Source organism: Serratia sp. K1WW1 (genome assembly GCF_055790865.1).
In genome coordinates, this window is record NZ_CM147697.1 from 3,042,301 (window position 1) to 3,055,324 (window position 13,024).

Annotated in this window: 7 protein-coding genes and 1 riboswitch; of the genes, 6 read left to right on the forward strand and 1 reads right to left on the reverse strand. The window is 55.5% G+C overall.

Translation table 11 applies throughout. The features are described from left to right. Positions 1-8: 8 nt before the first annotated feature. Entirely contained in the window at positions 9-914 is a 906-nt protein-coding gene (locus ACX9GU_RS13790; protein ID WP_473191895.1) for a LysR family transcriptional regulator, read from the reverse strand. A 164-nt stretch (positions 915-1,078) separates the two neighbouring features. Here ACX9GU_RS13790 and ACX9GU_RS13795 point away from each other — a divergent pair, with 164 nt between their 5' ends. The 6 genes from ACX9GU_RS13795 to ACX9GU_RS13820 all read left to right on the forward strand — a co-directional run bounded on the left by ACX9GU_RS13795 (position 1,079) and on the right by ACX9GU_RS13820 (position 12,857). Continuing rightward, positions 1,079-2,092 carry a zinc-dependent alcohol dehydrogenase family protein gene (locus ACX9GU_RS13795; RefSeq protein ID WP_473191896.1) on the forward strand — a complete coding sequence of 338 codons (1,014 nt, stop codon included), beginning with the start codon at positions 1,079-1,081 and terminating at the stop codon, positions 2,090-2,092. Positions 2,093-2,249: 157 nt separating this feature from the next. Then, on the forward strand, positions 2,250-6,125 hold the full coding sequence (locus ACX9GU_RS13800) for a DUF4132 domain-containing protein (protein WP_473191897.1): 3,876 nt from the start codon (positions 2,250-2,252) through the stop codon (positions 6,123-6,125). Positions 6,126-6,184: 59 nt separating this feature from the next. Continuing rightward, a complete protein-coding gene (locus ACX9GU_RS13805) occupies positions 6,185-7,285 on the forward strand; it encodes an ATP-binding protein (protein ID WP_473191898.1) in 1,101 nt (366 codons plus the stop codon). 12 nt (positions 7,286-7,297) lie between these two features. After that, positions 7,298-9,682, forward strand: a complete 2,385-nt coding sequence (locus tag ACX9GU_RS13810; protein WP_473191899.1) for a DUF5682 family protein — start codon at positions 7,298-7,300, stop codon at positions 9,680-9,682. After that, positions 9,682-10,806 (forward strand): VWA domain-containing protein, encoded by a 1,125-nt coding sequence (locus tag ACX9GU_RS13815; protein ID WP_473191900.1) that lies wholly within the window; start codon positions 9,682-9,684, stop codon positions 10,804-10,806. The genes ACX9GU_RS13810 and ACX9GU_RS13815 overlap by 1 nt, the downstream gene beginning before the upstream one ends. Then, complete coding sequence (locus tag ACX9GU_RS13820; RefSeq protein WP_473191901.1) at positions 10,803-12,857, forward strand: SWIM zinc finger family protein; 2,055 nt, start codon at positions 10,803-10,805, stop codon at positions 12,855-12,857. The genes ACX9GU_RS13815 and ACX9GU_RS13820 overlap by 4 nt, the downstream gene beginning before the upstream one ends. Before the next feature lie 33 nt (positions 12,858-12,890). Next, positions 12,891-12,987, forward strand: a riboswitch (yybP-ykoY riboswitch). Positions 12,988-13,024: the final 37 nt, after the last annotated feature.

The window sequence follows — 13,024 nt, forward strand, 5'->3', positions numbered from 1 at the left end:
TGCCAGCACTAAAGTGGGTGTTTCCTGGCAAAGACTTCGGCGAACCAGTCTATAAATACCCGGACTTTAGGTGAAAGGTAGCGCCGGTCAGGATACAAAATAGATACCGGTTTAGTGACAGGTGTATAACCGGTTAATACTTCCGTCAGCTTGCCTGACTGGATATGCGGTTCCAGCGCCGCACGTAACGCATGAAGCATACCCAGTCCCGCCAGCCCACACGAGAGAAGCACGTCTGAGTTGTTAACCAGCATATTGCTTCCTGGACGTCGTGAGATCACTTCCCCATTCATAGCGAACTTCCACTCCATCACTTCACGGCTGTGTTCACTGAAAAAATTAATGGCTTTGTGATGTACAAGATCATCCGGCGTCATGGGGATCCCGTATTTTTCAAGGTATGACGGCGCAGCGCAGGTAGCCATATCGACGCTGCCCACACGGCGCGAGATAAAACTTGAATCATCAAGCTCCCCCAAACGGATCACACAGTCGATCCCTTCTGAAACCAAATTCGTCAGGCGATCTGACGCCGTGAGGACGATATCAATTTGAGGGTAAAGAGCCTGAAACTCACCTAAAGAGGGGATCAGGATAGCGTGCGTCAGTGCAAGCGGGGCATCAATACGAAGACATCCGCGAGGCGGTTGACTCGGGGAAAAAGACGCCATCATGTCGTTGACGTCAGCCAGGAGTGTTTTGGCCCGCTGATAAATTTCATCCCCTTCAGCCGTCATACTCAGGCTACGCGTCGTACGGTGTAGCAACTTTACGCCCAAATCATCTTCCAGTTGCTGTATGGATTTACTGACTGCAGGACGATGCAGTTGCAAGGCATCGGCAGCTTTGGTGAAACTGCGGAGTTCAACAACCTGAACAAAAATACTCATTAACTCAAGCATGTTAGAGCGCATTCTTTTCCCTCTCCGCAACCCATTGATGACTGATAGCGCGGAGTATACCCCCACCCGGATTGTTTCTCCTGCAATAACACTGAAGTCCTTTTATGTGACTTTTTCCCCAAACTCTCACTCTTTATCATTGACACATCTTACGTATACAAAATGGACACAACAAAATGAAAGCATGGTTACTGAAAGATTTCGGCCTTGAAAATTTGCAGCTTGAAGAGGTTGAGACCCCGACGCCGGGGCCAGGCGAACTTCTGGTTAAAGTGGGGGCGGTTTCACTGAATTTCCGGGATAAAGCGATTATTGAGGGATTTTACGAGCCTCACTTGGTGCCAAAATCACTTATTCCTGTCTCTGATGCGGCGGGAACCATTGTCGCTGTGGGTGAGGGTGTAACCCGCTTCAGCACGGGTGAGCGTGTTAACTCACATCTCTATTCTCGCTGGTTGGATGGTGAGCCTGCTGCCGATGAGCCAGCCTGGTGTATGGGTATGCCGCTGCCGGGTGGGCTGGCAGAATACATGATCATCCATGAGAACAGCGCGGTCAGAGCTCCAGACAGCATGACTGATGAGGAGGCCTCAACACTTCCTATTGCAGCACTGACGGCTTGGTATTCCCTGATGGATATCGGCAATCTGCAACCCGGACAAACCGTTTTGGTACAAGGAACCGGTGGCGTGTCTGTTTTTGCAGCACAGATTGCACATGCTTACGGTGCACGTGTCATTGCAACGTCCAGTAACGATGCCAATCTTGAGCGTATCAAGTCACTGGGGGCTGATGAGGGTATCAACTATAAAGAAAATCCTGACTGGGAAAACAAAGTCCTTGAATTGACCAGTGGTAAAGGGGCAGACATTACGGTGGAAGTTGCCGGTGGCAACGGCATTAATCAGTCGGTGGCCGCGACAAAAGTTGCCGGGACTATCGCTCAGGTAGGATTCCTGACCGGTCAGACATCACAGCTTGACCTGATGCCGTTGATTTTCCGTCAGACGACCATCCGTGGCATTGCTGTCGCACCTCGTTCGTCCTTTGACCGTATGAACCCATTCCTCAATAAGCATAATATCAAGCCAGTCATTGAGCAGGTTTATAGCTTCAACGACGCGGTTGAGGCGTTCAAACACCTTTCCCGTGGCGCATTCGGTAAAATCGTCATCAAGATTGGTGACTGATCGCAAAGTTACTCACCTCCTTTAATATCTCTCTGCGTCCCATAACGGCATGGCGTTTTTCCCAAATGCCATGCCGCCCCTCTATTCATAGCCTAAATATCTGATAACTTAATCCCACGCGTTATTTTATGGATAATTGATCCCCAGGGAGACAGCGGTGCGTCATTTCGAATTCAAAGATGATAAATCAAACAAATTTTGGCAAATCGAGCAGTCGGACAGTGATTTAAACCTGCGCTGGGGCAAGATTGGTACGCAAGGGCAAAGCCAGACCAAGAGTTTTGATAACGAAGCCAAGGCCTCGGCTGCCATGACCAAGCTGGTGAAGGAAAAAACCGGCAAAGGCTACGTTGAAATTGCCGTTGATGAAAACGCCACCATTGGCACCACAGCGCTAAAACCGAAGGTCGAACCAGCAGAAAAACCCCGCGTTGAGCCCATAAGCGATAAGCCAGCAGAAAGTACGCCTCAGATTTCTGCTGCCACCATACTCTCGCAATCCGTTGTCTCTTCTGACATCGCCCAACCGGCTGGCGAAACACCCCCATGGTTAGCCAATGGTGACCCGATTTCCTTACCGAAGAATTTAAGCGTTCAAGCATTGGCCAACCGCGCCCATCCGGGCGAAACGCCGGAGCTAAACGATAAGCAGAGCTGGATCAAGCTTCGCAACCACCTATATAAAAGTGACGATTTTCAGACTGACTTTGACTCCTCGTCTGCGGAGTTGCGCCAGACTTATGTTGCAAGCTGGCAACGGTTGGCCGATCAGCAGATGGACGGCACCATTGAGTCAGACGCGGTGTTGTTTGCCCTGGCATGCAATGCCGGTAGCAACCGTTATTACGGTGATAACAAGACGGATATTACCGACTTTTTAGTGGCCAGAAAGGGATTGCCGTACGCGATTGATGTGCTGCTAATGGCGCAAGGGCTGTGTGTTGAATCAAACTGGGATAGTGATGCGCAAAAGCACAGTTACTACCTCAATACAGATATCGCAGATCCGCTAAGCGGCTCGTGGATGTCCCCTTATAGCTGCGCTGAGCTACATTTTCGTAAGTACCTGGCTTGTGCCGATGAGGCCGAATGGCAGATTTGCGTGGATAAACTGCTCGCAGGCTTGCCACAGCTGCATGTTAGCCGCCAGCCGTTGATTGCCTTGTTACTGCCTGAACGCCCAGATATCGCGAACCGGTTAGCCGGTGAGTTGCTCCAACAGGGGGATAGTGACGTCACGCCATGGCTACAGTTGGTCGCCACCGACGAAGCTGTCCTGAAGTCGTTAGGGGCAATGAGCCGTTCTGTGTATCGTCACGCTGCATTCCTTAACTGTGAATTTAGTATCGCCACGCTGATAGCGGAGCGCGGCGTTAACGCGGTGCCAATCCTGGCCTACCAGCCGGAAATTACCCTTACCGGTGATGCTCTGGCCTGTATTGGCACGCCAGCAGCAATTACCGCGCTGGCGCAGGTTTCTGGTCAGGGTAAAGCGTTTCTGGCGCGGTTTATCGACGCCGCGCACCGTTGGCCGTTGGCATCGATCCCGGCGCTTGCCGAGCTGTTGGCCTCTAACAACAAAGACAGCGGCATGCTGAGCGCTTGCTTAAGCAATCTGCTGCTGGCCAATCCTGAGCAAGTGGCCCAGTTACTGCCGTGGATGAGCGGGGCAGCGCAAGCCCAGGTGCAAGATTTGATTGCCCGCGTATCTGGCCCGGTTGAATTAGCCGATGGAGCTGATTTACCCCTGGTGCTGGTCAGCCCGCCATGGCTACAGAAAAAGAAAAAGCGCGAAGCGGCAGTCCTGGCACTTGAGCCACAGGCGCTGGCACCGGTACTCGATTTTACCGATGAAGAGAAAAAACGGTGGTTAGCGCTGAATGGCTGGGAAGAAAAACGCTATCAGGCTGCCGCAAAAAATATGAATACGCTGGCCAATGAGCTGGGTTTCCAGATTTATCAATCAGGTAACCGGAAGAGCCAGAACGAAACGGCAGCCATTGCCATCAGAAACCGGGATACGCAGGGCCTGATCGACGCCTGGAAGGCCCAGCTTGCACAAACCAGTTGGTCAAACTTTAGTATGCGTTTTACCTCGCTGCTGCCCGATGAGATGGCGCTCGCCTTATGGAACAGTTTGTCAGCTCACCAATGCAGCAGTGAGGAGTATATGGTGGCCAATTTCGGTGAAGCGGCGCTACCTGGCCTGATCAACGCAGTGCGCTCTCGCCCAACAGAACTGACCAATGTCTGGAGCCACGTGGGTGCCAGCGAATTGGCCCCGCTGATTGCCCGTGCCTACCTCAAGCTGAAAACGCTGCGAAGCGAAGCCCTGCAGTGGCTGTGCAAATATCCGCACCACAGCGTTATCGGCCTGCTCCCCGCGGCATTAGGCAAAAAAGGGGAAGCCAAAGATTGCGCCACCTCGGCGTTACGGATGCTGGCCACGCAGGGGCACGAAGCGTTAATTATGCAGACCGGCGAAGCTTACGGCGATCCAGAGGTGACCGACGCACTGCGCGCTATGCTGGATGAAGATCCGCTCGATCGCTTCCCGAGTAAAATCAGCAAATCTCCTGACTTTTATCAACCCGCTGGCTGGCGTCGTCCGTTACTGAAAACGAGTAAAAAAGCCTTACCGGACAGCGCGCTGGAACACTTGGGAACCATGCTGCGCTTCCCGGTCAGTGAGGGGCTGTATGAAGGGATCGATCAGGTAAAACAGGCTTGCGATCCAGACTCACTGGCGGACTTTGCCTGGGATATGTTCTCGGCATGGTTATTTGCTGCAGCGCCGTCAAAAGAGGGCTGGGCCTTTATGTCTCTCGGCCTGTTTGGTACCGATGACACCGCACGCAAGCTCACGCCGTTTATTCGCGCCTGGCCGGGAGAGGCTCAGCACCAGCGGGCGGTTAACGGCCTGGAAGTGCTGAATCAGATTGGTTCCGACGTGGCGCTGATGCTGCTGAACGGCATCGCGCAGAAGGTCAAATTTAAAGGTTTGCAGGATCGGGCGCGGGAAAAGATTGCGGCCATTGCCGAAGCCCGCGAGTTAACCATTGAGGAGTTGGAAGACCGTTTAGCGCCGGATTTGGGGCTGGATGAAAACGGCTCGCTGCGGCTGGATTTCGGCGAACGCCAGTTTACCGTCAGTTTCGATGAAACCCTGAAACCGTTCGTGCGCGATATGGATGGCACCCGCCTGAAAGATCTGCCGAAGCCGAAAAAGACTGACAATCAGGAACTGGCCAACGAAGCGGTAAACATCTTCAAGCTGTTGAAAAAAGATGCCCGCACCGTGGCCGCCCAGCAAGTGGTGCGCCTGGAAATTGCCATGTGCCAGCGCCGCCGCTGGACCCCTGAGCTGTTCGAACTGTTCTTGGTGCGCCATCCGCTGGTACGCCACTTGGTGCAACGCCTGGCTTGGGGCGTCTATCTGGTGGACGATGATTCTACACACGGCGGCAAATTGGTGGACTGTTTCCGCGTTGCCGAAGACGGCAGCCTGACCACCGCAGAGGATGACGAATACACCTTGCCGCAGGGCGATAACGTGCGCATTGGTATTCCGCACGCGTTGGAGTTGCCTGAACATCAGGCGGCAGGTTTCGGCCAACTGTTTGCCGACTATGAACTGTTGCAACCGTTCGTCCAGTTAGGCCGCGATACCTACAGCCTGACCGAACAAGAGCGGGAAAGCCGTGAGCTGCTGCGCTGGAAAGGGGCCGTAGTTCCCACCGGTCGTATTCTTGGGCTGGCTAACAAAGGCTGGCGCCGTGGCGATGCCCAGGACGGCGGCGCGATTATGGACTTTATCAAACCCATCGATCGCCGGTTAGGGTTTAGTTTGTCCTTTGAACCCTGCATTATCGTGGGCATGGTCGATGAATACCCTGAACAGACGCTGGAGACGGTGGTGATTGACGACGGCCAGTATTACTGGCAGCGAACCGAAGAACGCAAACCGTTCACTATTGTGGATGACATCGTCATCAGCGAATTAATCCGCGATATGGAAGCCCTGCGCGCCTAAGCTTGCCTTGATCCCGACGTATGTCGGGATCGTACCGCCTACCAAGAGAATCCATCCCTATGTCTGAACAACAAAAAATGCAGCGGCCACCAGCGGAAATTCAATACGCAGAGCAACTTGCCCTGTTGGCTGAATTGGATAACCAACCGCGCCCGCCGGGCTGGGCACTGAGCCTGAATGCCGCCCGGCGCTTTATTCTGGGTGACGAAAAGTTGGGCATTGAGCGCAAAATTGTCGCCGACGTGGCCTCGATTGAGCGGATGCTGGTGACGCTGGCGACTGGCCGCGGCCTGATGTTGGTCGGTGAGCCGGGCACCGCCAAATCCATGCTGTCTGAACTGCTGGCGACCGCCATTTCTGGCAATTCCAGCCTGACGATCCAGGGCGGGGCATCGATTACCGAAGATCAGATCAAGTATTCATGGAACTACGCCATGCTGATTAACGAAGGGCCATCGCTGAAAGCGCTGGTTCCGGCACCGCTTTATCAAGGCATGCGCGACGGCAAAATCGTGCGTTTTGAAGAGATCACCCGCGCGCCGTTGGAAGTGCAGGACTGCCTGCTGGGCATGTTGTCCGATCGCGTGATGACCATCCCCGAGCTGAATGATGACCATAACCTGCTGTATGCGCAGGAAGGATTCAACATTATCGGTACCGCCAACACCCGTGACCGCGGCGTGAACGAAATGAGTGCCGCCCTGAAGCGCCGCTTTGATTTTGAGACCGTATTTCCGATTATGGATTTCCAACAGGAACTGGATTTGGTGGCTACGGCGTCCAACCGGCTGTTGGAAAAGAGCGCCATTCCTCATACCGTCCCCGTTGAGGTGCTGGAACTGCTGGTCACCACCTTCCGCGATCTGCGTGGCGGTGAGAAATCAGCGGGTAAAGGCGGCGACAGCGCCATGGATCGGTTAACCGCCGTGATGTCGACAGCGGAGGCGGTGAACGTAGCCCATGCGGTGGGAGTGCGGGCGTGGTTTCTTGAACAGCGTAGCGGTGAGCCTGCCGATCTGGTGGAGTGTATCGCCGGGACGGTGGTCAAAGACAATGCGGACGATCGGGCAAAACTCAGGCGCTATTTTGAGCAGAAGGTCGCGAAAAAGCCCGGCAACCACTGGCGAGCCTATTACCAAGCCAGACACCGTTTGCCTTAAAGGCGCTGCGTAATGAATAAATCACCGGAAATCATCGGTATTCGCCACCATAGCCCGGCCTGTGCCCGGCTGGTAGCGGCGAGAATTAACACGCTAAAACCGCGCTACGTGCTGATAGAAGGGCCGATGGACTTCAACTCCCGGCTTGATGAGCTGTTTTTGCCCCATAAGCTGCCGCTGGCTATCTATAGCTATGGCGTGCCGCAACAGCCTGGGCAGGGCGTGCGCAGAGGTTCCTGGTCACCGTTTGCCGAGCATTCTCCAGAGTGGCAGGCTCTGCAACAAGCGCGGGCGAACAAGGCTGAAATACGCTTTATGGATCTGCCGGCCTGGCATGCTGCGTTTGCCGATATTGCCAACCGCTACGCCGATTTAGCCGATGCCGAACAGCAGCAACGGGCAGAGGATTTCGAACAGGCACTGAGCCTGGAGCTGGGCATTCAGGGGCGCGATGCGCTTTGGGATCGGTTATTTGAAGATCAGTGCGATGTGCAGGAGTTGGAGCAACGTCTAAGCCACTATTTCGAACGGTTACGCGGAGATGTTCCCGGCTCGCAGGGCAACCAGGATCGTGAAGCCATGATGGCCCGTTGGATCCGCTGGGCCATGGATCAACAGGACGGGGCCGTGTTAGTGGTGTGTGGCGGCTATCATGCACCCGCCTTGATGAAGCTGTGGCAAAGCCTCCCCAGTGAAGATCATGAGCCTGAACTGCCCGCTATAAGCCAATGTTTTGACGATTGGCAAGGCGACACTCAATACACCACCGGCTCTTATTTGGTGCCGTACAGCTATAAGCGGCTGGATGCTTTTACCGGCTATGCTTCCGGCATGCCGTCACCGGCGTTCCAGCAGTGGGTGTGGGAGTTTGGCTTGGAGCAGGCCGGGCTATACGCTTTCCAACGCATACTTGAACGGCTGCGCAAGCTTAACCTACCGGCGTCGACCGCCGATATGGGCGCGGTTTTTCTACGGGTTCAGGCACTTGCGCGGCTGCGCGGCCACCAGTTGCCGTTACGCAATGACTGGCTGGATGCCATGGCCGGTTCGCTGGTGAAAGAGGCGATGGATGTCCCGCTGCCGTGGACCTATCGCGGTCCTTTACGGCCAGGAACCGAGCCCATCCTGGTACAAATGATGGCGGTATTGGCCGGGGAGTCTCACGGTAAATTGGCGGCCAATACGCCACGTCCGCCGCTGTTGATTTCGCTGGAGCTCGAACTTGAACGGTTGGCGATTACGATCCCCTCGGAGGTCAAACTCGACCTGCTTAAACCTGAAGATCGCCAGCGCAGCAGAGCCCTACATCAGTTATCGCTATTGGCGATCCCGGGCATCCACTGCCTGAAGGGCGTAGGGCAAGCCATGTCGGGTGAAATGAGCGAACACTGGCAGCTTCGTGCGCCGCTTGAGCAGGTTGCTGCGCTGATTGAGGCGGCCTCCTACGGTGCTACGCTTGCCGATGCCGCACTGGCCAAGCTGGAAGAAGCCTTGCTGGAGCTGCACGGTAGCCAGGGGATGGTGGTGGCGCTGGTTAAATTACTGAATCAGGCGGCGTTGGCCGGGCTGGCGGATTTCAGCAGCCGGGTAGTAGAACAGCTCACTGCGGCTGTGAGCCAGGAAGGGAGCTTTGAGGACCTCGGCTTCGCGCTGGAAGCGGCCCACACGCTGTATCGCCACGGTGAAAGCGTAGGGATGCAAGGATCAGCGATCTTGTTGACGGTGATCCAGATAACCTTCGACCGCGCACTATGGCTATGTGAAAGCTATGGCAGCGTGAACCCCGCCGACAGTCATCGGCACATTGCGGCATTTCAGGCGATCCGCTTGGTGACGCGGGATCTGCTCGCGCTGCCTGATGCCGACCGCAATACGTTATTTCCCGCGCTGGAAGCCGATCGCGCGCTCACCGTTTGGCAAAGAAAAGCCGCGTCTACCGATGCCGATCCGTTAAGCCGTGGTGCGGCATTGGGCGCATTACTCAGCCTGAATGACACCCAGCCTGATACCACATCACCGATCGCACAACCACTAGCGCTGCTGGCCACCCTGGCAGCCAATAAAATGGGCGATGCGCTCAGCGGATTGATTGCGTTGGCGCGCCACCAGTTGACCCAGGATTTAACCTTTGTTGACGGCCTGAACCAGTTGGTTACCGCACTGGACGACGAAGACTTCCTGCTGGCCTTACCCGCGATGCGTGGGGCATTTGCCTGGCTGCCACCAAGGGAGCGCGGTGAGTTTGCCCGCCAGATACTTGAGCTGCATCAGGCGGGGCATTTGCCGGTTTCGTCGTTAAATCGCGAAATTACTGCCGCAACGCCGCAAGAGATTGCTGCAATGCAACAGGCCGAAAAGCGGGCACTGGAAATCCTTGGCCAATGGGGGCTGGTGTAATGGCAAATCAATTAACTCCAGAGTTACAGCGTTGGCGCTTGCTGTTAGGCGAAGCCGCCGAAGCCTCGCTGGGTGAATTAGACGATCACTATCGCTCAGTTGATAGCGCCCTGGAATGGCTGTATGGCCGGGATCCGGAACGTTTGGCCCGCGGTGAGCGCGGAGCCAGCCTGGGTAAGTCCAACCTGACTACGCCTGAGTGGATTAATGAAATTCATCAGCTGTTCCCGAAAGAAGTGATCGAACGGCTGGAGGTGGACGCGGTTGAGCGCTACGGCATTGACGATGTGGTCACCAATCTTGACGTGCTGGAACGTATTGAACCCTCGGAAGCGTTACTGAAAGCGGTGTTACATACCAAACACTTGATGAACCCGCAGGTGTTGGCCGCCGCACGCCGATTGGTGGCGGAAGTGGTACGGCGGATCATGGAACGCCTGGCGCGTGACGTACGTCAGTCGTTTTCCGGCAGCCGCGACCGGCGCCGTCCCTCGCAGGTCAAGGTGGCGCGTAACTTTGATTTTAAACGCACCGTTGCCGAAAACCTGCACCGCTGGAGTCCGCAGCACGGCAAGCTGTTTATCGAAACCCCAGCGTTTATGAGCCGCGTTAAACGCCATAGTGAACGTTGGGACATCATCCTGCTGGTAGACCAGAGTGGCTCGATGGTGGATTCTGTGATCCATGCCGCAGTGATGGCAGCCTGCCTGTGGAATTTACCGGGCATGCAAACCCGGCTGGTCGCCTTTGATACCGCCGTGGTGGACTTGACCGCAGACGTCAGCGATCCGGTCGAACTACTGATGAAGGTGCAGCTAGGTGGCGGCACCGATATTGCCAAAGCGGTGGGCTATGCCCAGTCCTGCATCACCAATCCCCAGCGTACGATCGTGGTGGTGCTGAGCGATTTCTTTGAGGGCGGCAGCGAAAGCGAGCTGATACGGCGGGTGCGCACCTGCATTCAGGCCGGAGCCAAAGTGCTGGGGCTGGCAGCGTTAGATCATCAGGCCAACCCACAATACGATCGTGATATGGCTAACCGACTGGTCGCGGTCGGCGCGCAGATTGGCGCCATGACGCCCGGCGAACTGGCGGCCTGGCTGGCTGAAAAGGTACAAGGATGACTAAACGTTCCGATTTACTCGAACTCACGCCGGAAGCCCTGATGGTGTTAAGCAACGCGGGCTTCGTCAAGCGCGCGCAGAAAGAGGTCGCCGAAGGAAAACTGCCTGAACTGACAGAGCGTGACGACGGCTGTATTGAGGCCAAGTTCGGCGACGGTAACCAAGTCACTTTTCCGCCTGGCAAAACCTTGCGGGATGCGACCTGTAGCTGCCCGGCCAGCAGCATCTGCCGCCATCGGGTCACGCTGGTCCTGGCCTATCAGGCGTTACATGCTACTGGAGTGCCCCCAGAAGCTGACGATGCTCAGCCGCAAGAACCTGCACCGGGTTGGTCACCGGTCAGATTTAGTGAACAGCTTAGTGATGTCCCGCTCTCGGTCATTAGCCGGGCTAAAAAGCTGATCCAGGGCAGCATAGTGGTGCAATTGAGCAAAGGCAGCGGGGCGCAAGCGACTCCTTCTGCGCGTTTACCGATGTGTGACGTGCGATTTTTCTCCCGCAACAGCCTGGCCCATGCACGCTGTGACTGTATTCAAGAGACGATTTGCGAACATATTGTGATGGCGGTCTGGGGTTTTGAACAGGCCGAGATCAGCCAGCCAGACTTTGAGCAGTTAACGCTGCAAATCCGTTTGCCCGACGGTGAACAGGCGCAGGCAAACGCCTTATTCGACCAGTCAGAAGCGGTGCTATTACAAACGTCATTGGATAAATTGCTGCTCAAACTGTGGTCGGACGGCAGCAGCCAGCCAGAGACGGCCATCAAACCGCTGATGGCGGAAGTGAGTCGCCATGCCCAGCAGCTTCAGTGGCGCTGGGTTAGCGAAAGCCTGGCGGATATTCAGCAAGAGATGGCCGATCAGCATAATCGTTCAAGCCGCTATCATCCGGTCGAATTTTTGCAGCGCATCAGCGGGCTTTCGGCCCGGTTAGTCGCGGCCAGGTGCATGGATCAACAGGCGCAGCAGCAGAACTTACCACGCCTTCCTGCGGCTGAAATTCTTGGCCTGGGCGTCAAAGGTGAGATCCAACTGGAACATCTGAAACTGGTATCACTCGGCGCGCGTTATTGGGCCGACGAGCAGCAGGAAGGGGTGGATCTGATCTACACCGACCCGGACTCCCAAGCGCTGATGGTCATTGAACGTCAGTGGCCTAAAAATAGCGATCCACAAGACGTGGCGACGCCGATAGGCAGCCGCAGGATTGCCGGCCACCCGGTAAAAAAACTGGCGGCCTGCCAGGTGATCACCAATGCCGCCAAGCGCCGGGCAAACGGGGCGTTAGACATTGCCAGCGGTAAGCAATATACCAGCGTGTTGCCGCTCTCTGCCCGTGCGTGGGAGCTGTTGGGGGAACCGCTCAGGCAGCCTGATGCGGCAGCGTTGAAACGTCATCTCCAGCTGGCATTGCCGGACTTTGTACGCCCCAGACAGCCGATCGAACAGTTGCATATCTTACCGGTTAGCGAAGTGCTCGACTGGTGCTGGGACCCGGCATTACAGTGCTTGCAGATTGATATCTTAAGCGGAGAGGATCGTGATGATAATTTTGTGACAGTGTCACTAGATTACGATAGTGCCGCCCCTCAGGCTATCGAGGTATTGGCCAGGGCAATGCTCACGCCAGCAACCCCGCCACGGTTGATTTCAGGCAGGGTGAAGATCGAGTCAGGCAAGCTGTTTATCGAGCCGTTGGCCGTAGCCAGTGACACCCAGATATTCTCGCTGTGTGCCGATGAGGCTGAACCTTTCCCGATGGAGCGCCAGGCCGATCTGCAACAGCGTTCAGGTATGCAGCAAGCGTTGGCAGACACCGAAACGTTGCTGGCTCAGTGGTTACAGCAGGGGATCCGGCATCAAGGGGGGCGTGGAATTGAACGGGTGGAAATGTTGGCCGAGGCGCTAAATGGTCATGGCCTGGTGCAGTTGTCTGCATGGTTAAACGAGTTACCCGAGCGTATTCGCTCCAATAACCACACAGAATTAGTCCAGCGGTTGATGATGATTTATCAAACGCTGCGCCTGGTGAAAGACAGGCAGAGTAATTGACTTTGACAGCGCCATGACAGTTCGACTAAGCTTGCCCCACTCATTTGGGGAGTAGCCTTCCTTCATCATGAAGGAGGATGTGTCAACATACTCAGCAAGTTGCTGTGGCACATCCGTCGATCAGATTGGCGAGACCATAGGGGTAATATTTCTTTTGGATTGGACGA

What these genes read in the sequence shown, in the direction of transcription:
- ACX9GU_RS13790 (WP_473191895.1), bottom strand. Translation starts at nt 914, where the DNA reads ATGCGCTCTAACATGCTTGAGTTAATGAGTATTTTTGTTCAGGTTGTT.
- ACX9GU_RS13805 (WP_473191898.1), top strand. Translation starts at nt 6,185, where the DNA reads ATGTCTGAACAACAAAAAATGCAGCGGCCACCAGCGGAAATTCAATAC.
- ACX9GU_RS13815 (WP_473191900.1), top strand. Translation starts at nt 9,682, where the DNA reads ATGGCAAATCAATTAACTCCAGAGTTACAGCGTTGGCGCTTGCTGTTA.
- ACX9GU_RS13810 (WP_473191899.1), top strand. Translation starts at nt 7,298, where the DNA reads ATGAATAAATCACCGGAAATCATCGGTATTCGCCACCATAGCCCGGCC.
- ACX9GU_RS13820 (WP_473191901.1), top strand. Translation starts at nt 10,803, where the DNA reads ATGACTAAACGTTCCGATTTACTCGAACTCACGCCGGAAGCCCTGATG.
- ACX9GU_RS13795 (WP_473191896.1), top strand. Translation starts at nt 1,079, where the DNA reads ATGAAAGCATGGTTACTGAAAGATTTCGGCCTTGAAAATTTGCAGCTT.